Source organism: Streptomyces hokutonensis (genome assembly GCF_042751305.1).
GTDB lineage: Bacteria > Actinomycetota > Actinomycetes > Streptomycetales > Streptomycetaceae > Streptomyces > Streptomyces hokutonensis_A.
The window spans coordinates 976,046-998,480 of record NZ_JBHYWD010000001.1 but is presented as its reverse complement, the minus strand read 5'-3'; the positions used below and the strand labels follow the sequence as shown (position 1 = coordinate 998,480).

The window sequence follows — 22,435 nt, the reverse complement described above, 5'->3', positions numbered from 1 at the left end:
TCAGCGTCCCTTCCAGACCGGCGGGCGTTTCTCGGCGAACGCGGCGGCGCCCTCCCGCGCGTCCTCGGACGAGAACACCGGCGAGGCGATCTCGGCCTGCCGGATCCAGCCCTCCTCCAGCGTCCAGTCGGCGGCGGACTGCGCGATCCGTTTGGTGGCGGCGACGGCGAGGGGGCCGTTCGCCGCGATGGTGGCGGCGAGTTCCAGCGCGCCGGCGAGCGCTCCGCCCTCGTCGGTGAGCCGGTTGACCAGTCCGACCTCGGCCGCGCGTTCGGCGGTGATGGGCTCGCCGGTCAGGAGCAGCTCCAACGCGACGGCGTACGGGACTCGTTGGGGCAGGTGCAGTGCCGCACCGGCCCGGGCGACCAGGGACCGCGTCACCTCCGGCACGCCGACCCGCGCGACGCGCGACGCCACGACGAGATCGCAGGCGAGCAGCAGCTCGAAGCCGCCGGCCAGCGCCCAGCCCTCCACCGCGGCGATCAGCGGCTTGCGGGGCGGGGTGATGGTGATCCCGCACAGCCCCCGGCCCTCGATCGCGGGGCTCTCACCGCGCAGCCACGCCTTGAGGTCCATGCCCGCCGAGAACGTGCCCCCCGCTCCCGTGAGCACGCCGACCCGCAGCTCGTCGGTCTCGTCCAACTCGTCGACGGCGGCGGCGATTCCGGCTGCCACCCCGGCGTCCAGCGCGTTCTTGACCTTGGGACGGTTGATCGTGATGACCTGGACCGCGCCACGGCGCTCCACCAGTACCTCGTCGGACACTGTGCCTCCTGAGTTCTCGTTCTCGACTGCCACTCACTTGCCGCTCACTTGACCGCGAACCGCTCCAGTTCGTGGGCGACCATGCCGTCCAGGTCCGGGGCGGGCGGCTCGGGAAGTTCGACGGCCCGCTCCCTGGTCGGCAGCAGCACAACCGCCCTGCCGGGTGTGGTGACTTCGCCGCGCTGGTTCTCGCAGCGCACCTCGATGTGCACCTCGCTCCGGCCGTTCGCCTGCCGTTTGTCGACGACCGTGCCGCGCACCCAGGTGGTGTCGCCGAGGTAGTTGAACTTGCGGTGCTCGCAGCGCAGTTGCCACAGCCAGCCGTCGTCGCCGATCCAGTCGGTGAGGAGATGGCAGAGCCAGGTTTCGCGCATGCCGCCGTAGTCGTAGGGGTTGGGGAGGCCGAGTTCGCGGGCCCGCTCGGGTTCCCAGTGCAGGCGCTGCACGGTGTCGGGGACGCCCAGGCGGTTGGGCGGGTAGAGGCCGGGGGCCTTGCGCCGTACGGCCGCGGCGATACCGAACGCGCCGGGCGGGGTGAGCTGCATGCCCCAGCCCAGGTGCCAGACGACCACGTCCGTCGTGGTCAACGGGCCCTTCACCCGGGGTTGCAGGGCCTCGCCGACCTCGACGTCCTCCCAGTAGCGGGGTTCGGCGCCGCGCCTGGTCTCGGCGGCGTAGGCGGCATCGATCTCGGCCAGTTGCTCGGGCGAGTACGGCTGTTGTTCCAGTGCTTCCTTGGCGCGCTTCTTCGACGTGTGGCGTTCGGCGTTGATCCAGGTGCCGCGGCGCAGGGCGTGCATCTCTCCGCGTCCGTTGGCGTAGAGGTAGTCGCGGACGACGTGTGCGGTGCGTCCGCCGAAGCTGCTGCGCTTCAGCTCGACGCCGACCTGGGTCTGCAACACCCGGCAGCGATCGCCCAGTTGGAGGGGCCGCCACCACTCGAACTCCATCACCGCCTGGTAGGAACCGAGGCCCGCGAAGGGGTCGCCCTTGAGGAGCGCCTTGGTCACCGGGTCCGGTGCCGGGGCAGCGTCCTCCCCCATCGTGTAGAGGAAGGTGGGCGGTGCGACGAGCGAGCCCCAACGGGTCTTCGCCGCGTACTCGGGGTCGCAGTACAGGGGGTTGGCGTCGCCGTAGCCGTAGGCGAAGTGGCGTGAACCGTCCCACGTCACCTCGTAGTTGTGCGGAGGGTTGCGCTGCGGCTGGGGGACGCCCAGGCGGCGGCGGGAGCGTTCGACCGCCTCGTCCGTGAGCACGCCGAACTGCTCGGCCGGCTTCTGCTCGGTGTCGCTCAACGGTCGGCCTCCTTACTGGAAACCGCAGCTACTCCACCGGCGGGTTCGGCGAGCCGGACCCGTACGAGGTCGAGGAGTTCGACGCGGCTGACCTTGCTCGACGGGGTGCGGGGCAGGTGATCCAGGACGACGATGTGGGCCGGCACCTCGTAGGGGGTGAGGTGGGTGCGGCACAGGGCGGTGAGTTCCGACGCGTCCGGTGCGGGCTGCTGACTCGGTTCCAACTCGACGGCGGCGACGGGCACTTCACCGAGCCGTGGGTCGGGCAGTCCGGCGACAGCCGCCTCGCGCACGGCCGGGTGGGTCTCCAGCACACGCTTGACGGTCTCCGGCTGCACTTTGAAGCCGCCGCGGATGATGGCGTCGTCGGCGCGGCCCTCGATCCACACGAACCGGTCGGCGTCGATCCGGGCCAGGTCGCTGGTCCTCATCCAGGTCCGGCCGCCGTGGGTGCTCTGCTCGGTGCGGACCTCCAGACGGCCGGTCCGGCCGGGCGGCACTTCGGTGCCGTCCTCGCCGGTCACCCTCAACTCGACGCCCGCGAAGGCGCGTCCGGCGCTGCCCGCCTTGCGCTGCCACCAGTGCTCGTACAGTGGAAGGGTCCAGCCCGCGACGGCTCCGGCGAACTCCGTTGCGCCGTAGGTCATCAGGACGGGGATGCCGTAGGTGCGGAAGAAGGCGTCGGCGAGTTCCGGCGGGCAGGGTGCCGTGCCTGAAGTGACCACCTGGAGGGTGGCAAGGCGTTCCTTCGGGATCCGCGCGTCGAGTACGGCGCGAATCGCGGCCGGGACCAGGCTCGCCGCGCGAAGCCGGTGGCGTTCGACGGCGCTCACCCAGGGTTCGACGGCGAACCGGGGCATGAGGAGCATGCGGCGGCCGGTGGCGAGGCAGGCGAGGGCCCGCCACAGTCCGCCGATGTGCACGAGCGGGGTGGCCACCAGGGACGCCGACTCCGACAGGAGCCGGTCGTCCTTGCGTGTCTGTCCGCCGGAGACAAGGCCCTGATCCAGTTGGCCGATGCGCAGGTGGATGCGTTTCGGGGGGCCGGTGGTACCGGAGGTAAGCATCTCGACGGCGATGCCCGGACGGGTCGGTGCCCCGGCGGATGCCGTGCCGATCGCGGGTCGTAGGGCCCCCTCGGTGTCCAGTTCAAGGGCCGCGCCCTGTGCGGTCACGGCGTCCAACACGCCCTCGCGGGCGAGGACTTCGGCTCCGGACACAACCACGGGTGGGGTGCAGCGGGCGATGTCGGCGGCGAGGCGGGCGGCTGGCTGGAGCGGGCTGAGCATGACCAGGCAGCGGCCGGAGGCGATCACCGCGGCGACCACGGCGACGTGCTCGGGCCGGTTCTCCAGGACGACTCCGACGCGGGCGCCGGCGGGCAGGCCGAGTGCGTCGAGCGCGTCGCCGAGGCCCCGCGCGGTGCGCTGGACCTGTCCCCAGGTCCACCAGTTCCGGTCGTACTCGATCGCCTCGGCAGCCGCGGGCGCTTCCGCCAGCAGGCGGGACAGGCGGTCGCGAATTCCCACGTGATGAACCTTTCGACAGGACGTCGGTCTCAGATTCCGACCAGGTCGGCCAACCGGCTCCGGTGTGTCGCCGGGCTCCCGAACAACTGCTGCGACGACTTGGCGCGCTTGAGACAGAGGTGTGCGTCGTGCTCCCACGTGTAGCCGATGCCGCCGTGGATCTGGATGTTCTCCTTGGCCGCGTGGGTGAAGGCCTGCGCGCAGCAGACCGCGGCCAGGGCGGCGGACACCGGCAGTTCGGCGGGCATCAACTGCTCGCCGGACAGCGGTGGTTCGGCAGCGGCGACGGCCGTCGCGTGGTAGGCCGCCGACCGGGCGCCCTCCACGGCGACCAGCAGGTCGGCGCACTTGTGCTTGATCGCCTGGAACGAGCCGATGGGACGCCCGAACTGCACCCGGACCTTCGCGTACGCCACGGCCGCGTCGAGACACGCCTGTGCCCCGCCGATCTGTTCGGCGGCGAGCGCCACCGCCACGAGGTCGAGCACGGTGCGCAGATAGGCGGAGGCGTCCCCGCTCGGGCCGACCCGCAGCGCGGGCGCGCCGTCGAGGTCGACGCGAGCCAGGCGCCGGGTCGGGTCGAGGGTCTCCAGCCGGGTTCGGGTCACTCCGGGGGCGTCACCGTCGACGGCGAAGAGCCCAAGTCCCGTGTCGGCGCGGGCCATTACGAGGATCAGGTCGGCGGTGTGGCCGTCGACGACGAACATCTTGGTGCCGGAGAGCGTCCCGTTCGCGGCCGAGGTCTCGACGTCCTCCAGTCGCCACGAGCCGCGTTCCTCCGCGAGCGCCAGGGTGGCCGTCAGCGTTCCGGCGGCGATCGCGGGCAGCCAGCGCGCCTTCGCCGCCTCGTCGCCGGAGGCCGTGAGGGCCTGGCCGGCGAGTGCCACGGTCGCGAAGTACGGCGACGGCAGCAGGACCCGGCCGGTCTCCTCCAGTACGATCCCCAACTCGACCGGTCCGCCGCCGGACCCGCCGTACTCCACGGGCAACGCCAGCCCGTGCAGGCCGAGTTGGTCGGCCATCTGGCGCCACAGCAGGGGATCGTGCCCTTCAGGGGAGTCCATCGCGCGGCGTACGGCGGCGCTCGGTGCCTTGTCGGCGAGGAAGCGCCGTAGTGTCGTGCGGAGTTCCTCCTGCTCCTCGGTGAACGTCAGTGCCACGTCGGTGCCTTGGCGCGGAGGTAGAGGTCGAAGTCCGGGATGAGCGTGCGGTCCACGATCTCGATGCGCAGGCCGTACGGGTCGCGGTGGTAGGCGAAGAGCGCCGGATTGCCGTCGACCAGCGCGCAGGCCTCCAGCGGGAAACCCGCCTCCTCCAGCCGTTTGGAGGTCGTCTGCAGGTCGTCGCAGAAGTAGCCGAGGTGATGGACGGACAGGTTCGGGGCCGGTGTCCAGGGTGTTCCCGGGATCTCCTGGACGAGTTCGAGGTGCGGGGCGTCCAGCGAGTACGCGTAGCGCAGCGGGAGCACGCGCTCGCCGTCGGCCGTCCGGACCGGCAGGTCGGCTGCCATGGTCCCGGTCCAGCGGTGGCCGGCGAGTTCGGTCAGCCGGATCTTCCACGCCTCGATGTCGGGAACCACGATTCCCGTGTGGTACAGGTCCGTTGGGCTGAGTGGGTGCGTCGTCATGGCGTCGTTCACCACTCCAGCCGGAGCTGCTTGATGCCGTACATGTTGCCGTGCTGTTCGAGGTCCTGGCCGGGGGTGATCTCGTAGTCGGGGATGCGCCGGTGCCATTCCTCGACGGCCACGTTGAGTTCGAGGCGGGCGAGGTGGGAGCCGAGGCAGCGGTGCGGTCCCGAGCCGAACGCGATGTGGTTCGTGGCCTTGCGCCGCAGGTCGACTTCGAGGGGGCGGTCGAAGCGCTCGGGGTCGCGGTTGCTGACCGCGAGCGGGAGCATCACCATCTCCCCCGCCCTGACCGGGCAGCCGCCGATCTCGACGTCCTGGGTCGCCTTGCGGGCGGGCACGACGAACGAGTAGACGCGGAGGATCTCCTCGACCGCCGTCGGTATCAGCGACGGGTCGTCGACGATCGCCCTGCGCTGTTCCGGGTGCGTGGCGAAGTGGTAGAGGGCCCAGCCGATGGAGATCGGGACGGTGTCGAAGCCGGCCTGGAACAGCAGGATGCAGAAGGCGTGCATGTCCCGGTCGCTGATCGGCTCGCCGTCGATCGTCCAGGTCATCGCGCGGGACAACAGGTCGTCGCGGGGAGCCTCGCGGCGGAGCGCGATCTGTTGCTCGAAGTACTCCGACACGGCGTTCATACCGCTCAACTGCCGTTCGCCGTGCGGGTCTTCGCCGTGGGAGAGATGCAGCAGATCGTGGATCCAGTCGAGGAACTGCGCCAGGTCCTGCTCGGGCAGGCCCATCAGGCGCATGAAGATCAGGGTCGGGAAGCGGCGGGCGAACGAGTCGAGGACGTCGGCGGAGCCGCTGTCCTTCAGCTCGTCGATCAGGCCGGACGCGACCTCGCGGATCTCCGGTTCGCGGGCGGCGACGGTCTTGGGCGAGAAGGCGCTGCCCAACAGGCGCCGCCACGCGGTGTGTTGGGGCGGGTCGAGCATCTCCGGGATCCACAGGAACCTGGGGTCCGGATCGAGCGCCGTCACGGACTGGTTGGAGAAGGTCCGCCAGTCCTGAAGCGCCTGCTGGACGGCCTCGCCCTCGGTGACGACCCAGTAGCCGCGCGCGATGGTGCTGCGGAATCCGGAGTGGGTGCGGGCGATCTCGTCCCAGCGTTCCTGATGGCTGAGGACCGGGCCGCCGAGCCGGTTGTCGAAGTGGTAGGCGGGGACGCCCTGGTGGGTCCCGTCGGGTTCGAGTGTCGCGCTCATCACGGCTCCTTCCGTACGGTCTTGGCCTCGCCCACGGCGCTCATGTCGCCGCGCCGTCGATCTTCAGCGCGATCAGCTCCTCGTCGGAGAGACCGAGGGAGCGCAGGACCTCGTCGGTGTGTTCCGCGAACTGCGGTGCCCGGGTGATGTCGGCCGGGGTCTCGTCGAACTGGACGGGGCTGGCGACGAGTTCGCGGTCGACGCCGTCCGCGTCGACGACGGAGGCGATGAGTCCGTTGGCGCGCAGCGAGGGGTCCTTGCCGACTTCCCAGGCATTCTGCACCACCGACCACTGGCCCTCGCCGCGGGAGAGGATCTCGACCCACTCCTCCAAGGGGCGGGACGCGATGAGTTCGGCGACGATGCCGGCCGCCTGAGCCGCGTTGGCCATCAACTTCTCGGTGCTGTCGAAGCGTTCGTCGGTGCCGAGTTCACCGCGTCCGGCGAGCTTGCAGAACTCGGCCCAGTAGCGGCCGGGTTGGAGCATCGACAGTTCGATCCAGCGTCCGTCCGAGGTCAGATACGCCCCGATGAGGGGGTTGGTGCGCGATCCGTGCCGGGGCTGGACGTTCGCCGGCAGCGGGCCGCCGTTCATCAGCGCCATGTTGACCGTGAACTGGGTCGCCCAGGCGCCGACGCCCAGCAGCGACACGTCCACCACGGACGGTTCGCCGGTGGTCGCGCGGGAGTAGAGGGCGGCGGCGATACCGCCGGCGATGGTCATGCCGCCCATCGCGTCGCCGTAGGCGCCAGCGGGCATTCGGATCATCCGGTCCGCGCCCGGTGGTGTGACACCGGCCGCGCTGCCACCGCGCGCCCAGAAGGCCGTGCTGTCGTAGCCGCCCTTCGTGGCCTCGTCGCCGCGCTGACCGAAACCGCTGCCGCGCACGTAGATGATGTCCGGATTGATGGCCCGGATGTCCTCGACCTCGATGCGCAGTCTCGCGCGCGCCTCGGGCAGGAAGTTGGTCAGGAACACATCGCTGCGGCGGACCAGTTCCTCGAAGGCCTTGCGGGCCGACGGCTTCTCCAGGGCGAGACCGACACTGCGTTTGCCCCGGTTGGGTCCCTCCACGATCGGGAAGAACGACGAGCCCGCGCTGGTGGCGTCGTAGCCGAGGACTCGGACCAACCCCCGCTGCCCGTCGCCGCGTTCGGCGTGTTCGATCTTGATCACATCGGCACCCCAGTCGGCGAGCACGGCGCCCGCGGCCGGGACGAAGGTGAACTGGGCTACTTCGAGGACGCGTACGCCCTCCATCGGCCTGCGCATCGACCAACTCCTCATACTCATCTGCCGTCACGCACTCCGAGTATGGACCGAACCTCGCTAAAAAGTATACTGTTTTGCTGTCGCCGACCAACCCGCACCTTCCGGAGGGCCGATGCTGGACTTCTCGATCGAACCCGAGTTCCAGGCCAAGCTGGACTGGGCGACGGCCTTCGTACGGGAGGAGGTCGAGCCGCTCGACCTCCTCTTCCCGCACGGCGGCGACCCGTACGACACGCGCAACGAGAAGGCCCGCGCGATCCTCAAGCCGCTCCAGGACCAGGTCCGCGCCCAGGGTTTGTGGGCCTGCCACCTCGGCGCGGAGCTCGGCGGCGCGGGCTACGGCCAGGTGAAGCTCGCCTACCTCAACGAGATCCTCGGCCGCTCCTACTGGGCCCCCACGGTGTTCGGCACCGCCGCACCGGACACCGGCAACGCGGAGATCCTGGCCATGTTCGGCACCGAGGAGCAGAAGGCGCGCTACCTGCAGCCCCTGCTCGACGGCGACATCGTCTCCACCTTCTCGATGACGGAACCGCAGGCCGGGGCCGATCCGAAGGAGTTCGTGTGCCGCGCGCGGCGGGACGGGGACGAGTGGGTGATCGACGGCGAGAAGTGGTTCTCCTCCAACGCCCGGTACGCCGCCTTCCTCATCGTCATGGCCGTCACCGACCCTCAGGCGCCGCCGCACGCCCGGATGTCGATGTTCATCGTCCCGGCCGAGACACCCGGCATCGACATCAAGCGCAACGTCGGCACCATGGACGAGCGCGACTCCCTCGACGAGGGCATCCACGCCTATATCCGCTACGACCAGGTGCGGGTGCCGCTCGACGCCATGCTCGGCGGTCCCGGCGAGGGCTTCAAGGTCGCCCAGGCCCGGCTCGGCGGGGGCCGCGTCCATCACGCGATGCGCACGGTCGGCAAGTGCGCCCGCGCCTTCGACATGATGTGCGAGCGCGCGCTGTCCCGCCGTACTCAGGGCACTCTTCTCGCCGAGAAGCAGGCCGTGCAGCAGTTCATCGCGGACTCCTGGGTGGAGTTGCAGCAGTTCCGGCTGCTGGTGCTGCACACCGCCTGGGTCATCGACACCCAGCCGCACGGCGCGGCCCGCACCCAGATCGCGATGTGCAAGGTGCAGACGGCGAAGGTGCTGCACGACGTCATCCAGCGCGCTCTGCATCTGCACGGTTCGCTCGGCACCACCAACGAACTCCCGCTCGCCAAATGGTGGATGGCCGCCCCGAACCTCGCCCTCGCCGACGGCCCCACCGAGGTACACCGCACCACGATCGCCAAGCAGCTGCTCAAGAACCGCCGTCCGGCCGACGGCCTGTTCCCCAGCGAGCACATCCCGCCGAAGCTGGAGGCCGCCCGCAAGCGGTACGCGCACATCGTCGAGGACGACAGCCTCAGCGGCCGGGTGCAGGCATGAGCGAGGCACGCGACACCAAGTCCCTTGCTCCAGCGGACCTGTTCGACCTCTCCGGCAAGGTCGCGCTCGTCACCGGCGGCAGTCGCGGCCTGGGGCTCGCGATGGTGCGCGCCTTCGCGACCGCGGGCGCCGACGTCGTGATCGCCAGCCGCAAGCTCGACGCGTGCGGGACCGCGGCGGCCGAGGTCCGCGCCCTCGGCCGCCGCGCGCTGCCGGTCGCCGCCCACGTCGGCCACTGGGACGACCTGGCCCGCCTCGCCGACGCGGCCTACGGAGAGTTCGGCCGGGTCGACGTCCTGGTCAACAACGCCGGCATGTCACCCCTCGCCCCCTCCTCGGCCGACACCAGCGAGGAGCTGTTCGACAAGGTGATCGGCGTCAACTTCAAAGGCCCGTTCCGGCTCGCCTCGCTGGTCGGTCAGCGGATGGCCGACTCGGAGAACGGGGGCTCCATCATCAACGTCTCGTCGTCCGGGGCGCTGATGCCACAGCCGCGCTTCGGCCCGTACGCCGGTGCCAAGGCCGCCCTCAACGCACTCACTACGGTCTTCGCCTTGGAGTACGGCCCGAAGGTGCGCGTCAACACGATCTCGGCCGGGCCGTTCCTCACCGACATCTCCAAGGCCTGGGCGCCGGAGAAACGGCACACGACACGCAGCGCGATCGGGCGTCCCGGACAGCCCGAGGAGATCGTCAGCACCGCGCTGTATCTGGCGAGCGACGCGTCCAGCTATACGACCGGGGCACTCATAAGGGTGGACGGCGGCCTGTACTGACCACCTACACCGCCGCGAATCCGCCGTCGACGGTGAGCGTGGCGCCGTGGATCTGGGACGCCTCGTCGCTCGCGAGGAACACGACGGCGGAGGCGACCTCGGCCGGTGTACTGGCGCGGCCGGAGGGCACGCGCGCGATGATCGGCGCCAGGCGCTCCTCCATCGACGCAACCTTCTCCGTCAAAGTCGGGCCGGGGGCAACCGTGTTGACCCGCACGCCGTGCGGTCCGTACTCCCCGGCCCACGACGTGGTGAGCGAGTGCACGGCCGCCTTGGTCATGTTGTAGAGCGCCGACTGCGCGTTGCCCCGCAGACCGGCGATGGAGCCCAGGTTGACCACGGCGCCCTGACCGCGCTCGGCCATGGGCGGTACCAGCAGGCCGGTGAGCAGGAACACCGACCGCACGCTCACGGCCAGCGCCTCGTCGATGGTCTTCTGGGCGACCTCGGCGGTCGGGGTGGGCGAGAGCAGCAGCGCCGCGTTGTTGACGAGCACGTCGATCCGCCCGCCGGCCGCGGCGAGCGCGTCGGTGGCGAAGCGGTCGATCACCTCGGCGCCTGCGGACAGATCCGCCCTGACGAAGGCCGCCGTACCGCCGTCCTTCTCGATGCGGGCCACCACCTCGGAGCCCCGGCGCTCGTCGCGTCCGCTGACGACGACGAACGCGCCCTCGGCGGCGAGGGCCACCGCGATGGCGGCACCGATACCCGTCGTGGAACCGGTGACCAGGGCCTTCCGCCCGGTGAGTCGCTTGGTCATGATGCCGTGCCTTTCCGTACCGAACCGGCTGGGGACGGCAAAGCTGCCACTCGGAAAATGGACCCGCAAGTCCAGAAAGTGACACAGTGAGGGCATGGCACCACGACTGACACCGAAGGGCGCGGCCACCAGGCAACGCGTCGTCGAAGGCGCCGCGGCGGAGATCCGCGCACGCGGTGTGACCGAGACGACCCTGGACGACATCCGCGCCCGCACGTCCACCAGCAAGAGCCAGCTCTTCCACTACTTCCCCGGCGGAAAGGAAGAGCTCCTGCTCGCCGTGGCCCAGCACGAGGCGGACCGGGTCCTGTCCGACCAGCAGCCCCACCTCAATGCGCTCACCTCGTGGCGGGCCTGGCACGACTGGCGGGACGCGGTCGTCGAGCGATACCGCCGGCAGGGGCAGCAGTGCCCGCTCAACGCGCTCATGTCCCAGCTGACCCCCGCCACTCCCGGCGCTCAGGCCGTCACCAGGCAGCTCGTCGCCTCGTGGCAGTCCAAGCTCGCCGTCGGCATCCGGGCCATGCAGGACCAGGACGAGATCCCCGCCGGCCTCGACGCCGACCAGGCCGCGGCGGCCCTGTTGGCCGGTATCCAGGGCGGTGTCCTGATCATGATGTCCACCGGCTCACCGGCACATCTCGAAGCGGCCCTCGATCTGGGCATCCGTCAACTTCGGGCTGTGCCCAGCAGTTCGGCCGCGTCGTCCAGCAACACCGGGAGCGCGGGCAGCATCCGCTGATGCATGGCGTTCAACTGCCCTGATCTACGGCCCCGTTTGATCAGCAGGGCGGTCGCCGCCGACTCCTTGTACTTGGTGAGCGCCTCGAACCACGGCAGGTCGTGCAGCGATTCGCCGCGCAACTCCTGGTAGGCGTCGACCAGTTCGGCCTTGCTGGGCATGCCGGTGGGCTCGTCCGACGCGGCGGCGGGGTGGCGGGCCTCGTCGGTGAAGAAGGTCAGCCAGGTCATGTCGACGCGGGGATCGCCGAGCGACCAGATCTCCCAGTCGATGATCGCCGTGACCGAACCGTCCGCGCACAAGGTGTTGCCGAGCCGGTAGTCGCCGTGGGTGAACACCGGTGCCATCGCGGCGGGCGCGGTCGCGTGCAGCCGCTCGGCAACCTCTTCGTGCCCGGTGCGCAGGTCGTCGGGGACGGTGCCGAACGCCCGGGTCCAGCGGTCGATCTCGGCGTGGAGCGACACGGCCGGTTCCGCCGCGAGCGGAGTACGCGCCGGATCCACCCGGTGCAGGTCGGCCAGCATCCGGGCCGCGTCCAGGGCACGGGCCCGCACCTCCTCCGGCGTGAGCGTGCCGCGCGGCACCAGCACCGGTTCGACGCACTCTCCCGGCACCAACTCCATTGCCACGAAAGGCTGTACGTCCGGGGGCGTGCCCGCGTCGCAGAACAACACCTTGGGCACCCGCACGCCCGGCTGTCCGGCCAGGGCCGCCATGAGCCGTGCCTGGCGCAGCACGTCCCGGTTGCGGACCGGGGGCAGGCCGGGCGGGGCCACCTTGAGGACGACACGTTCGTAGCCGGCCGGGACACCCGACAGGGCGGCGACATACGTCAGGCTCGACGTGCCGCCGGTGAGCGGTTCGACGCCGTCGACGGTGGCGCCGGGTATCCAGCCGCCGACCACGGAGGCCGTACGGTCCGTCAACTCCCGTACCAGCGCCGGGTTGTTGGTGGCAACGACGCTCATGCCTGCCCCTTCGTCCCGTTCTCGGGTGCGGTGAGTGCCGCCACGATGTCGCGGCGTACCAGTTTGCCGGTCACCGTGCGCGGGAGTTCGGTCCAGTACGTGATGCGCTCCGGGGTTTTCGAACCGCGCAGGGTGCCGCGCACGGCCGCGCGCAGCGCTCCGGCGTCGACCTCGGCTCCGTCGCGGGCCACGACCACGGCCTCGATGCGCTGGCCCCACTCCTCGTCGGGGACACCGACCACGACGGCGTCGAGCACGTCGGGGTGGCGGAGCAGCACGTCCTCTATCTCCGCGGGCGCGATGTTCTCCGCGCCGCGGATGATCGTGTCGTCGGTCCTGCCCTCGATGTGGAGGTAGCCGTCGGCATCGAGGCGACCCCGGTCGCGGGTGTGGAAGAAGCCGCGCTCGTCGACGGCGGACCCCTGACCGGCGTACTCCCCCGAGACCTGTTCGCCGCGGACCCAGATCTGCCCGGTCTCCCCGGCGCCGAGGGGTTCCCCGGTCGCGTCACGGATCTCGATCTCGATGCCGGGCACCGGCAGTCCGGCCGAGCCTAGCCGGGCCCGTACGACGGGGTCGTCACTGGCGACCGCCGCGCGGTGTTCGGCCGGGCCGAGCACGGAGATCGTGGACGAAGTCTCCGTGAGGCCATAGGCGTTGACGAAGTCCACGTCCGGCCAGCTGCGCAACGCCGTCTCGATCACGCGCGCCGGCATCCTGGCGCCGCCGTAGGCGAGCGAGCGCATTGAGGGCACCGAAAGGTCCAGGCCGTCCGTGTCCATGATCCGGGCGAGCATGGTGGGGACGACCATCGCGTGGGTGATCCGCTGTTCCCGGACGAGCGCGAGCCACGCCTCGGGGGTGAACTGGTCGAGGGTGAGGGTGCGTCGGCCGGCGTAGAGGTTCGTCAGCACATTGGAGACGGCGGCTATGTGGTACGGCGGCACACTCATCAGTGCGGATTCGGTGGGGTCCGCTGCTGCGAACTCCACGGTGCCGAGCACATACGACACCAGGTTGTGGTGGCGCAGGACCACACCTTTCGGGGCCGAGGTCGTGCCGCTGGTGTAGATCAGCACGGCGGGGGCGGCGGTCGGCGGCGCCGGTTCGGTGTCGCCGTCGGTGTGTGCGGCGGCCCCCGTGAGCCATTCGGCCGGGCTGCGTACCGGGAGTCCGGCGCGGCGCGGGGCCGCGTCCTGGTCGGGAGCGGCGATGACCAGGGCGCCCGGGTGGTTCGCGAGCAGGGCGTCCAACTGCTCTTCGCCCAGACGGTAGTTGACCGGGACCAGCGGGACTCCGGCGTGGGCCGCGGCGAACTGGGCGACGGCGAGGGCGGGGCCGTTCGTGGCCAGGTACACGAGCGCGTCGGCACCGGCCGCGCGGATCAACCTGGCTCCGCCGACGGCCAGTTCGCGCAGTCGTACGGGGGTGAGCCCGTCCTGTGCGCGTCCGATCACGATCCGGTCGCCGAAGCCCTCGGCGGCCATGTCCAGGATCATCGACACGTTCATCGGCGCGCATTCCCTCTTCTCAGTCCGAGGCCGGGAGCGGCTTGGCCGTCTTCACCGGCAGCGGGACGCCGTTCACCGCGAGGGTGCCCGGTCCCTGTTTGGTGCAGAGGAGTTCGAGGCCGAGGTCCTCGTCGGCGTAGCGCTTGCCGAGCAGTGAACCGCCCATCCGGTCCGGATCTGGGGTACCGGTGGGGGACCCGGTTGCCGGCCCCTCGGCCATCGCGGCACCGCCGCAGGTGATGTCCAGGTCGCTGTCGGGGCAGCGCACGACCACCGCCGCCGTCGTGTCCACCGTGCTGGCGAGCATCTGTCCCACTCGTGGCCTCATCGCAGGTTCCTCCGCGGATCTTGTTCCGTTCCGGGCGCCCAAAGACCAGAAAAAAGTATACTACTTACCTCGATCACGTCGAGATGACGTACCGAGTCGACGAACGGAGTCGCCGGATGGATCTCAAGACCGTCCTGTTCGAGGTGACCGACCATGTCGCCACCGTCACACTGAACCGGCCCGAGGCCATGAACAGCTTCAACCAGCGGATGCTGGAGGAGTTCTCCGCGATCTGGGACCGGGTCAAGACCGACGACGACGTGCGTGTCGTCGTGCTGCGCGGCTCGGGCGAGCGTGCGTTCAGTACCGGGATGGACGTGAAGGAGGGCATCGACCGGCATCCCAACGTCTGGTCGCAGACCGATCCTGGGGAGTTCCTGTCGCCGAAGCTGAACCAGGTGTGGAAGCCGCTGGTCTGCGCGGTGCACGGGATGGCCGCGGGTGGCGCCTTCTACTGGCTCAACGAGGCCGACATCCTGATCTGTTCGGACGACGCGACCTTCTTCGACCCGCATGTCAGCTACGGACTCACCGCCGCCCTCGAACCCATCGGGCTGGCCCGCCGCATCCCGCTCGGCGAGACCCTGCGTATCGCGCTGCTCGGCCTGGACGAGCGGGTGTCGGCGGCGCGTGCTCTCCAAATCGGCCTGGTCAGTGAGGTGTTGCCGGGCGGGCAGCTCTGGGACCGGGCGGACGAGATCGCGCGCGTCATCGCCGCCAAGCCGCCGGCCGCGATCCAGGGCACGGTCCGCGCGATCTGGGAGTCCCTGGACGCGACCCGCACCCAGGCCCTGCGCACCGGGCTGTCGTACACGCAGATCGGAAACCCGGTCGGAAAGGCCGAGGTGGACCGCGCCGCGGTGCCCCGGGGACGGTGGACACTGCGCTGACGCTCCCCTACGCTCCATAAAACAGTATCCTTTTTTACGAACTGCTACGAAGTCCCATGAAGGGCTGGCTCTGATGCGATTCGGCATGCCCTGGCCGGGCCGAGAGGTGGCGCGCGAGGCCGAGGAGGCCGGTGCGGGCGCCTTCTGCGCCGGCGAGTTCGTCGACCACGACGCCTACCTCACCCTCGCCGAGATCGTGGCGAACTCCGAACACGCCCTGGCGGGGCCTGCCATCGCCTACGCCTTCGCCCGCACTCCGTACGCGCACGCCACCGCGCTGCGCCAGCTCCACGCCCAGGCGCCGGGGCGGCTCTTCCTCGGTCTCGGCAGCGCCGCGTTCCGCATCAACCGCGACTGGCTCGACGTACCCGCCGACCGCCCGGTGGACCGGATCGCGGAGACCGTCGGCGCCGTCCGCGCCTGGCTGCACGCGGAGAACGGCGAAAAGGTGCGCTACTCCGGCGAGTTCTACTCGCTGGACGCCGACGTCCGCGCCCCGGTGCTCGGCCGGCTCGACATCCCCGTGCTGCTCGCCGCGTTCAACACGCGCATGGCCGCCACGGCGGGCCGGGTCGCCGACGGCGTCATCGGGCACGGCCTGTTCACCCGTTCCTGGTGGAACGACGTCGTACGGCCGTCCGCCGAGCGCGGCACCGCCACCGCCGGACGCACCGAACCGCCGCTGGAACACGGCTGGGTCATCACGGCGGTGGACGACTCGGCGCCCGAGCGCGCGGTGGCCGACGCCCGCCGCATGATCGCCTTCTACCTCACGGTGAAGACGTACGACCCGTTCGTCGCGCACCACGGCTGGGAGGGCCCGGTGGCGCAGCTGCGCAAGGCGTTCCGGGACGGGGACACGGACGCGATGGCCGCCGCCGTCACCGACGAGATGCTGACCTCGATCGCGGTGTGCGGGACGACGGCCGACGCGAAGGACATGCTCGCCGCTCGCGCCGGTTCGCTCCCTCGTGACGTCGGCTATTTCGCACCGCCCAGCTTCCTGGTGAGCCGGCGGCGCCGGGCCGCGTACGCCCGCGCCTCCCTCGCCCTGATCGGCGAGCTGCCCACCGCGTGACAGGAGAAGCGGCGGACGGCACCCTCGGACCGCCCGCCGCTGTCATCGCGTTTCAGTGCCCTGAAACGCCGTTCCGATGGTCAGGCGCTCTCGGTGACCGGGGCGAGTTTCCTGCTTTTGTCGAAGTGCACGACGTCGGCGAGCGTGCCGCCCAGGATGGCCGCGCGGTCCTCGTCGTTCACGCCCTCGAAGTTCTCGGCGATGCACTCGGCGCTGCTGCGGAAGGTGCCCTCCGCGTGCGGGTAGTCGTTGCCCCACATGACCGTGGACAGGCCGGTGATGTGGCGCGCCTTGACGGCCGTGGGGTCGTCCGCGAACTGCACATGGATCTGGCGCTGGACGTACTCGGTGGGCTTGAGCGGGTAGGGCCACTTGTCGTTGATCGCGAACAGCCGTCCCATGGTGGGCTGTTCGGTCGCCGGACGGTTGTCGTCCCAGAAGCCGAGCCACCAGTCGGGGTCCTGGCCGGTGCCCGTCTTCCAGGCCTTGTCCATGTAGCCCATGAAGGAGACCAGCCAGCCGGCGGTGTACTCGATCAGGTTGAAGTGCAGGTCGGGGAAGCGCTCGCAGACCCCGCCGCCGACCAGGCTGGCGATGATGCCCTGCGGACCGGCCACACCGGCGCCGGCCGCGAAGCCCATGGTCCGGCCCGCCACCATGTCGTCGGTCAGGTTGCCCTTGCCCATGTTCATGGCCGTCATCAGACCCCGGACGGTCTGCGCCGTCCCGGAGATCTCCTCCTTGACCTTCACCCCGCCCGTGGCCACGTGGATGAAGACCGGCAGGCCGTGTGCCTGCGCCGCGGCCCAGATCGGGTCGTACTCGCGGGCGTAGTACGGCAGCGGCGGGATCTCCGGGAGGAGGATCGCGCCGAGTCCCAGCCTCGCGATCCGCTCGATCTCGGCCACGGCGGCGGGGACGTCCGTGATCGGGATCGCGGCCGTGGGGCGCAGCCGGTCCTTGTAGGGGAGGTAACGCTCGACGAGGTAGTCGTTCCACACGCGCGCGTGTGCCATCGACAGCTCGTGGTCGTCGGTGAACAGGACGAACAGCGAGAGGTTGGGGAACATCACCGAGGCGTCCACGCCGTCGAAGTTCATGTCCCGGATGATGTGGTCGGGATCGCCGTCCGGGGTCTCCCCGCCGGTCTGGCGGTACTTGGAGATGGTCCAGCCGTCGAACCCGATGGTGTGGAGCTTCTTGAACTCCGTGTGCCCGCCCGGGACGATCGGCTCGTCGAGGGTGAACTCCTCCTCCCACAGGGCGCGTTCGCGGAGCTCCTTGGGCAGGCGGGTCTTGAACAGATCGACCGGCTCGATGATGTGCGAATCGCCGGACACGACAAATTCCTTGAACACAGGCGGTACCTCTTTTCGAACTCCGTCGTTCGTAGCCAGAAGGCCGACCCCCAGATATCTGCGAAGTTAGCTGTACCGACCGGTCGAGTCAACAAAAGTCGCACACTCCTGACCCGACCCATGTAATTCAGTACACTCATCCTGGGACACACTTGATGAGGAGACGGCACATGACGACGACGTACTCGTTCTCTTCGCGGCTCTACATCGACGGGCGGTACACCGACGGCACCTCGGACGCGCGGATCGTCGTACGCAATCCGGCGACGGAGGAGACCGTCGCCGAAGTGCCGGACTCCTCGCTGGGGGATGTGCGGCGGGCGGTGCAGGCGGCGCGGCGAGCCTTCGACGAGGGGCCGTGGCCGCGGCTGAGGCCCGCCGAGCGCGGTGCGGTACTGCTGCGTATGGCCGAGGAGTTGGAGCGGCGGCTGCCGGAGCTCGTCGCCGTGAACATGGCCGAGGCCGGTTCGGTGCGCGAGCTGGCGGAGACACTGCAGACCCGGGTACCGGTGGCGCATCTGCGGGACATGGCAGAGCGGGTGATCCCGGGCTTCGCGTGGGAGCGTCCGATGGACCCCACGATCGCGCCGGGCGCCGGCGTCTTCCAAGGGGTGCTGCGCCGCGAGGCGTTCGGGGTGTGCGCGCTGGTCTCGGCGTACAACTTCCCCTTCTTCCTCAGCATGATGAAGGTGATCCCCGCCCTCGCCGCAGGCTGCACCGTCGTCCTGAAGCCGGCGCCGCAGACCCCGCTCGACTCGCTGCTGCTCGGCGACTTCGCGGACGCGGCCGGGCTGCCGCCGGGGGTGCTGAACATCGTGACCGGCGATGTGGAGGCGGGCCGGGAGCTGACCACGCACCCGATGGTGGACCTCGTCAGTTTCACCGGGTCGGACGCGGTGGGCCGCACGGTGTACGCCCAGGCCGCGGCCTCCATGAAGAAGGTGGTCCTGGAGCTCGGCGGCAAGTCGGCCAACATCGTGCGCGCCGACGGCGACCTCGCCGGCGCCGTCCGCTCCGCGTTCTCCGGCATGACCACCCATGCAGGACAGGGCTGTTCGCTGCTGACCCGCACGCTGGTGCACGAGTCCGTCCACGACGAGTTCGTCGACCGGCTGAGCACCGCCCTCGCCGGCGTCAGGGTCGGTGACCCCGCCGACGCGGCCACCACAATGGGACCACTCATCAGCGCGGCCCAGCGGGACAAGGTGGAGAAGCTGATCCGGGTCGGCGAGGAGGAGGGCGCCCGGATCGTGTGCGGTGGCAGGCGGCCGGCCGGGCTCGACCGGGGCTACTTCGTGGAGCCGACACTCTTCGCCGCCGTGGACAACGCGATGGCCGTCGCCCGGACGGAGTTCTTCGGACCGGTCGGCGTCGTCATCCCGTTCCGCACCGACGAGGAGGCGGTACACATCGCCAACGACAGTCCGTACGGTCTGGGCGGTGCGGTGTGGAGCGCCGACACCGTGGCCGCGTACGAGATGGCGACCCGGCTGCGCACGGGCGGGGTCACGATCAACGGCGGCAGTGCCGGGGTGAGTCCGCGGTCCGCGTTCGGCGGCTACAAGCAGAGCGGACTCGGCCGGGAGTGGGGCGAGTTCGGGCTCGACGAGTATCTGCAGACGAAGACGGTGAGCTGGGCGGCCCGCTGACCGGTGCTCCGCGCGTCAGGCGGTGAGCACCATCGCCGACCCCATGCCCCCGCCCGCGCACATGGCCGCGACCGCCGCGCCCCCGCCACGGCGGCGCAGCTCGTGCGCGAGCGTGACGATCATCCGGGTGCCGGTGGTCGCGATCGGATGGCCGAGGCTGCACCCACTGCCGAAGGGGTTCACCAGCTCCGGATCCACGCCCAGTTCACGGGTGGCGGCGACGGCTACCGCGGCGAAGGCCTCGTTGATCTCGAACAGGTCGACGTCCTCGATCCGCAGCCCGGCCCGGTCAAGTGCCTTGCGGATGGCCGCGATCGGGGCCAGTCCCGTCTCGACGGGGTCGACGCCGACGCTCGCCCACGAACGTACGGTGGCGAGGGGGGTGAGCCCATGACGGGCGGCGATCTCGGAGGACGCGACGACGACCGCGGCCGAACCGTCGTTCACCCCACTGGAGTTGCCCGCGGTGATGGAGTAACCCTCTATCTCGGGGCGCAGTACCTTCAGCGCGGCGAGCTTCTCGATGCTGGTGTCGCGGCGCGGATGTTCGTCGGTGTCGAACACGGAGACCCGGCCGGCGCGGTCGGTGACCTCCACCGGGACGATCTCGTCGGCGAAACGTCCCTCGTCGATCGCCCGCACGGCCCGCCGGTGCGAGCGCAGGGCCCAACTGTCCATGTCCTGGCGGGAGATGCCGGTCAGCCGGGCCGTGTTCCAGCCGACGAGCGTGGCCATGTCGTCGTTGGGCGCCTCGCGGGTCGGCACGTGCGAGGGCGACATCCAGGGGTCCTGCCAGTCGTCGGTGCCCGGAATCCGGCGCCGGGCCTGCGGATTGGTGGACGAGGACTGGGTACCGCCGGCGACGACCGCACGGTCCATACCGGCCAGCACCCCCGCCGCCGCGGTCGCCACACTGGCCAGCCCCGAAGCGCAGTGCCTGTTGTGGGCGAGCCCCGGCACATGGGTCAGCCCCGCTTCGAGGGCCGCGTAGCGGGCGATGTCCCCGCCTCCGGCCAGGGTCTCGCCGAGGACGACATCGTCGATCAGGTCGAGCGGCAGCCCCGACCGACGCACGGCCTCCCGTACGACGACGGTGGCGAGGTCGAAGGCGCTGGTGTCGCGGAGCGTCCCCCTCCGAGCGGTACCGATCGCGGTGCGGCAGGCGGCGAGCAGAACGGCATCAGTCATGCAATTGATGATACTCAACTTGGCGATGTGGACGTAAGGATGCCCTGAATCAGCACTGGATCTCGACCGACGAGGAAAAAGAGGATACCTTCTTCGAGGTACTGATCCGCTGTGGACCGGGTGGTGGCTGGTGAACTTCGAGCTCAGCGAGGAGCAGGCCATGCTGCGCGAGGCCTCGCGCGACCTGCTGTCCGACCTGGCCCCGATGACCGTCGTACGAGCCTCGATGGACCGCTCCAAGGACGTCGACCCCGAGCTGTGGCGCCTGACTTCCGACCTCGGCTGGCCCGGCCTGGCCCTGCCCGAGGAGTACGGCGGATCCGGCCAGGGACTGGTCGAACTCGCCCTGGTCGCCGAGGAGATCGGGCGCACCCTCGGCCGGGGCCCGTTCCTGCCGACGGCGGTCGTCGGCAGAGCGATCGCCTACGGCGGTTCCGAGCGGCTGCGCTCCGAGGTACTGCCCGCGCTCGCCGCCGGGGCGGGCTGGGCCACCTGGGCCTTCGCCGAACCGCACGCGCCCTGGACGCTGGACGGGATCCACGCCACCGCACGCAGCGACGGCGACGGGATCGTCCTCGACGGGGTCAAGACCGTGGTACAGGATGCCGGCGGTGCCCGCTGGCTGCTCGTCACCGCACTCCACGACGGCGAACCGGCGTCCTTCCTCGTCAACCGCGCCGATCATGGAGTCGCGGTCCGGCGGCAGCGCGTCCTGGATCCCACACGCTCCTTCCACGAGGTCCGCCTCGACGCCGTACGCGTGCCGCTCGACGCGCGGCTCGACGGTGGGCCGGCCGACATCCAGGCCCTGCTCGACGAGGCGTCCGTCCTGCGGTGTGCCGACGCGCTGGGCGTGATGGAACGGATGCTGGAGCTGACGGTCGAACACACCAAGAACCGGGTGCAGTTCGGGCGGCCGATCGGGAGTTTCCAGGCCGTCAAGCACGCCTGCGCCGACATGGCGCTGATCGTGCACGGCACCCGTGCCGCGACGTACTACGCGGCGATGGCCGCCGATGCCGGCGCGGATGACACCGGCCGCGCGGCCTGCGCCGCCGCCTCCTACGCCACCGCCGGTACGGGTGAAGTCGCCGCGCGTGCCCTCCAGTTGCACGGCGGCATCGGCTTCACCTGGGAGCACGACCTGCACCTCCATCTGCGCCGGGCCAGGGCCGACCGGGTGCTGTACGGGGACACCGCCGTCCACCGCGACCGGCTCTGCACCCTCCTTCAGCAGTGCGCCAAGTCGGCCTGAGCGAAAGGGAAGCGACAGCGATGGAGATCAAGGGCAAGAAGGCCGTGGTGTTCGGCGGGGCCTCCGGAATGGGCCGAGCGAGCGCCGAGTTGCTCGCGGCGCGCGGCGCCGATGTCGTCGTACTCGACCGTCCGGCGTCGGCCGGTGCCGAGGTCGCCGCAGCGCTCGGCGGGCGTTTCGAACCGGTCGACGTCACCGACTTCGAAGCGACGGAGAGCGCCCTTGCCGCCGCCGTCGAGGCGCTGGGCGGACTGCATGTCTCGATCACAACCGCCGGTGGCGGCACGGCGAAACGGACGCTCGGCAGGAACGGACCGCACGACCTCGACACCTTCCGCCGCATCCTCGACCTCAACACCGTCGCGACCTTCAACATCAGCCGGCTCGCCGCCGCACACATGAGCCGCAACGAGCCCGAGGACCCGGACGGCGAGCGCGGTGTCATCGTCAACACCTCGTCGATCGCGGCCTTCGAGGGGCAGATCGGCCAAGTCGCCTACGGGGCCGCCAAAGCAGCGATCGCCGGCATGTGTCTCACCATGGCGCGCGATCTCGGCCCGTTCGGCATCCGGGTGCTGGCCATCGCGCCCAGCCTCTTCGACACGGGTGCCGTCGAGAAGATCCCGGACGAGGTGCGCGCCGAGTTGGTCAAGGACGCGGCGTTCCCCAAGCGCCTCGGCCGGCCGGAGGAGTACGCGAAGCTCGCGCTCGCCGTCGTCGACAACCCGATGCTGAACGGCCAGTGCCTGCGGCTCGACGCGGGGCAGCGGTTCGCCCCCAAGTGACTGGCGCGGCAAGCCCGT

21 protein-coding genes are annotated in these 22,435 nt (G+C 70.4%); 8 read left to right on the top strand and 13 right to left on the bottom strand.

Annotation, left to right across the window (positions count from 1 at the left end):
• Genes ACFXC1_RS04635 through ACFXC1_RS04605 form a run of 7 tightly spaced genes read right to left on the bottom strand, consistent with a single transcriptional unit; the run spans position 1 to position 7,697 of the window.
• Positions 1–765, bottom strand: coding sequence for a crotonase/enoyl-CoA hydratase family protein (locus ACFXC1_RS04635; RefSeq protein ID WP_381238668.1), 765 nt, complete (start codon positions 763–765; stop codon positions 1–3).
• Positions 766–809: 44 nt separating this feature from the next.
• Entirely contained in the window at positions 810–2,060 is a 1,251-nt protein-coding gene (locus ACFXC1_RS04630; protein ID WP_381238665.1) for an FAS1-like dehydratase domain-containing protein, read from the bottom strand.
• Positions 2,057–3,589 (bottom strand): class I adenylate-forming enzyme family protein, encoded by a 1,533-nt coding sequence (locus tag ACFXC1_RS04625; protein WP_381238663.1) that lies wholly within the window; start codon positions 3,587–3,589, stop codon positions 2,057–2,059. The genes ACFXC1_RS04630 and ACFXC1_RS04625 overlap by 4 nt, the downstream gene beginning before the upstream one ends.
• A gap of 29 nt (positions 3,590–3,618) precedes the next feature.
• Positions 3,619–4,749, bottom strand: a complete 1,131-nt coding sequence (locus tag ACFXC1_RS04620; protein ID WP_381238661.1) for an acyl-CoA dehydrogenase family protein — start codon at positions 4,747–4,749, stop codon at positions 3,619–3,621.
• Positions 4,740–5,216 (bottom strand): VOC family protein, encoded by a 477-nt coding sequence (locus ACFXC1_RS04615; protein WP_381238658.1) that lies wholly within the window; start codon positions 5,214–5,216, stop codon positions 4,740–4,742. The genes ACFXC1_RS04620 and ACFXC1_RS04615 overlap by 10 nt, the downstream gene beginning before the upstream one ends.
• Before the next feature lie 8 nt (positions 5,217–5,224).
• A complete protein-coding gene (locus tag ACFXC1_RS04610; RefSeq protein WP_381238656.1) occupies positions 5,225–6,424 on the bottom strand; it encodes a cytochrome P450 in 1,200 nt (399 codons plus the stop codon).
• Positions 6,425–6,464: 40 nt separating this feature from the next.
• On the bottom strand, positions 6,465–7,697 hold the full coding sequence (locus ACFXC1_RS04605) for a CaiB/BaiF CoA transferase family protein (protein WP_381238654.1): 1,233 nt from the start codon (positions 7,695–7,697) through the stop codon (positions 6,465–6,467).
• Positions 7,698–7,809: 112 nt separating this feature from the next.
• Between ACFXC1_RS04605 and ACFXC1_RS04600 the strand changes: the two genes are divergently transcribed.
• Positions 7,810–9,129: an acyl-CoA dehydrogenase family protein gene (locus tag ACFXC1_RS04600; protein ID WP_381238652.1), complete on the top strand. Its 1,320-nt coding sequence runs from the start codon at positions 7,810–7,812 to the stop codon at positions 9,127–9,129.
• On the top strand, positions 9,126–9,905 hold the full coding sequence (locus tag ACFXC1_RS04595) for an SDR family NAD(P)-dependent oxidoreductase (RefSeq protein WP_381238650.1): 780 nt from the start codon (positions 9,126–9,128) through the stop codon (positions 9,903–9,905). Before ACFXC1_RS04600 ends, ACFXC1_RS04595 begins: the two co-directional genes overlap by 4 nt.
• Before the next feature lie 4 nt (positions 9,906–9,909).
• Here the strand turns inward: ACFXC1_RS04595 and ACFXC1_RS04590 are convergent, their stop codons facing one another.
• Entirely contained in the window at positions 9,910–10,665 is a 756-nt protein-coding gene (locus ACFXC1_RS04590) for an SDR family NAD(P)-dependent oxidoreductase (RefSeq protein ID WP_381238647.1), read from the bottom strand.
• 94 nt (positions 10,666–10,759) lie between these two features.
• On the opposite strand from ACFXC1_RS04590, the gene ACFXC1_RS04585 reads away from it, so the two are divergent.
• A complete protein-coding gene (locus tag ACFXC1_RS04585) occupies positions 10,760–11,407 on the top strand; it encodes a TetR/AcrR family transcriptional regulator (RefSeq protein WP_381238644.1) in 648 nt (215 codons plus the stop codon).
• On the opposite strand, the gene ACFXC1_RS04580 is transcribed toward ACFXC1_RS04585, so the two are convergent.
• Genes ACFXC1_RS04580 through ACFXC1_RS04570 form a run of 3 tightly spaced genes read right to left on the bottom strand, consistent with a single transcriptional unit; the run spans position 11,335 to position 14,214 of the window.
• Positions 11,335–12,375 carry a phosphotransferase family protein gene (locus ACFXC1_RS04580; RefSeq protein ID WP_381238643.1) on the bottom strand — a complete coding sequence of 347 codons (1,041 nt, stop codon included), beginning with the start codon at positions 12,373–12,375 and terminating at the stop codon, positions 11,335–11,337. The genes ACFXC1_RS04585 and ACFXC1_RS04580 overlap by 73 nt on opposite strands.
• Positions 12,372–13,886 (bottom strand): class I adenylate-forming enzyme family protein, encoded by a 1,515-nt coding sequence (locus ACFXC1_RS04575; RefSeq protein WP_381238640.1) that lies wholly within the window; start codon positions 13,884–13,886, stop codon positions 12,372–12,374. Before ACFXC1_RS04575 ends, ACFXC1_RS04580 begins: the two co-directional genes overlap by 4 nt.
• Before the next feature lie 19 nt (positions 13,887–13,905).
• Complete coding sequence (locus tag ACFXC1_RS04570; RefSeq protein ID WP_381238637.1) at positions 13,906–14,214, bottom strand: hypothetical protein; 309 nt, start codon at positions 14,212–14,214, stop codon at positions 13,906–13,908.
• A gap of 116 nt (positions 14,215–14,330) precedes the next feature.
• On the opposite strand from ACFXC1_RS04570, the gene ACFXC1_RS04565 reads away from it, so the two are divergent.
• Both ACFXC1_RS04565 and ACFXC1_RS04560 read left to right on the top strand, forming a co-directional pair.
• Complete coding sequence (locus ACFXC1_RS04565; protein WP_381238634.1) at positions 14,331–15,104, top strand: enoyl-CoA hydratase/isomerase family protein; 774 nt, start codon at positions 14,331–14,333, stop codon at positions 15,102–15,104.
• Positions 15,105–15,177: 73 nt separating this feature from the next.
• Positions 15,178–16,182 carry an LLM class flavin-dependent oxidoreductase gene (locus ACFXC1_RS04560; protein ID WP_381238631.1) on the top strand — a complete coding sequence of 335 codons (1,005 nt, stop codon included), beginning with the start codon at positions 15,178–15,180 and terminating at the stop codon, positions 16,180–16,182.
• 80 nt (positions 16,183–16,262) lie between these two features.
• On the opposite strand, the gene ACFXC1_RS04555 is transcribed toward ACFXC1_RS04560, so the two are convergent.
• Positions 16,263–17,522: an amidohydrolase family protein gene (locus ACFXC1_RS04555; RefSeq protein ID WP_381238628.1), complete on the bottom strand. Its 1,260-nt coding sequence runs from the start codon at positions 17,520–17,522 to the stop codon at positions 16,263–16,265.
• 188 nt (positions 17,523–17,710) lie between these two features.
• Between ACFXC1_RS04555 and ACFXC1_RS04550 the strand changes: the two genes are divergently transcribed.
• On the top strand, positions 17,711–19,189 hold the full coding sequence (locus tag ACFXC1_RS04550) for an aldehyde dehydrogenase family protein (protein WP_381238625.1): 1,479 nt from the start codon (positions 17,711–17,713) through the stop codon (positions 19,187–19,189).
• Between the two features lie 15 nt (positions 19,190–19,204).
• On the opposite strand, the gene ACFXC1_RS04545 is transcribed toward ACFXC1_RS04550, so the two are convergent.
• Positions 19,205–20,377, bottom strand: a complete 1,173-nt coding sequence (locus ACFXC1_RS04545; protein ID WP_381238623.1) for a thiolase family protein — start codon at positions 20,375–20,377, stop codon at positions 19,205–19,207.
• A gap of 130 nt (positions 20,378–20,507) precedes the next feature.
• On the opposite strand from ACFXC1_RS04545, the gene ACFXC1_RS04540 reads away from it, so the two are divergent.
• Positions 20,508–21,632 carry an acyl-CoA dehydrogenase family protein gene (locus tag ACFXC1_RS04540; protein ID WP_381238620.1) on the top strand — a complete coding sequence of 375 codons (1,125 nt, stop codon included), beginning with the start codon at positions 20,508–20,510 and terminating at the stop codon, positions 21,630–21,632.
• A gap of 20 nt (positions 21,633–21,652) precedes the next feature.
• Positions 21,653–22,417 carry an SDR family NAD(P)-dependent oxidoreductase gene (locus tag ACFXC1_RS04535; RefSeq protein WP_381238617.1) on the top strand — a complete coding sequence of 255 codons (765 nt, stop codon included), beginning with the start codon at positions 21,653–21,655 and terminating at the stop codon, positions 22,415–22,417.
• Positions 22,418–22,435 lie beyond the last annotated feature (18 nt).

Coding starts and splice junctions, on each gene's coding strand:
- ACFXC1_RS04595 (WP_381238650.1), top strand. CDS start 9,126: ATGAGCGAGGCACGCGACACCAAGTCCCTTGCTCCAGCGGACCTGTTC.
- ACFXC1_RS04545 (WP_381238623.1), bottom strand. CDS start 20,377: ATGACTGATGCCGTTCTGCTCGCCGCCTGCCGCACCGCGATCGGTACC.
- ACFXC1_RS04590 (WP_381238647.1), bottom strand. CDS start 10,665: ATGACCAAGCGACTCACCGGGCGGAAGGCCCTGGTCACCGGTTCCACG.
- ACFXC1_RS04565 (WP_381238634.1), top strand. CDS start 14,331: ATGGATCTCAAGACCGTCCTGTTCGAGGTGACCGACCATGTCGCCACC.
- ACFXC1_RS04570 (WP_381238637.1), bottom strand. CDS start 14,214: ATGAGGCCACGAGTGGGACAGATGCTCGCCAGCACGGTGGACACGACG.
- ACFXC1_RS04580 (WP_381238643.1), bottom strand. CDS start 12,375: ATGAGCGTCGTTGCCACCAACAACCCGGCGCTGGTACGGGAGTTGACG.
- ACFXC1_RS04610 (WP_381238656.1), bottom strand. CDS start 6,424: ATGAGCGCGACACTCGAACCCGACGGGACCCACCAGGGCGTCCCCGCC.
- ACFXC1_RS04550 (WP_381238625.1), top strand. CDS start 17,711: ATGACGACGACGTACTCGTTCTCTTCGCGGCTCTACATCGACGGGCGG.
- ACFXC1_RS04615 (WP_381238658.1), bottom strand. CDS start 5,216: ATGACGACGCACCCACTCAGCCCAACGGACCTGTACCACACGGGAATC.
- ACFXC1_RS04605 (WP_381238654.1), bottom strand. CDS start 7,697: ATGCGCAGGCCGATGGAGGGCGTACGCGTCCTCGAAGTAGCCCAGTTC.
- ACFXC1_RS04585 (WP_381238644.1), top strand. CDS start 10,760: ATGGCACCACGACTGACACCGAAGGGCGCGGCCACCAGGCAACGCGTC.
- ACFXC1_RS04575 (WP_381238640.1), bottom strand. CDS start 13,886: ATGAACGTGTCGATGATCCTGGACATGGCCGCCGAGGGCTTCGGCGAC.
- ACFXC1_RS04560 (WP_381238631.1), top strand. CDS start 15,178: ATGCGATTCGGCATGCCCTGGCCGGGCCGAGAGGTGGCGCGCGAGGCC.
- ACFXC1_RS04535 (WP_381238617.1), top strand. CDS start 21,653: ATGGAGATCAAGGGCAAGAAGGCCGTGGTGTTCGGCGGGGCCTCCGGA.
- ACFXC1_RS04600 (WP_381238652.1), top strand. CDS start 7,810: ATGCTGGACTTCTCGATCGAACCCGAGTTCCAGGCCAAGCTGGACTGG.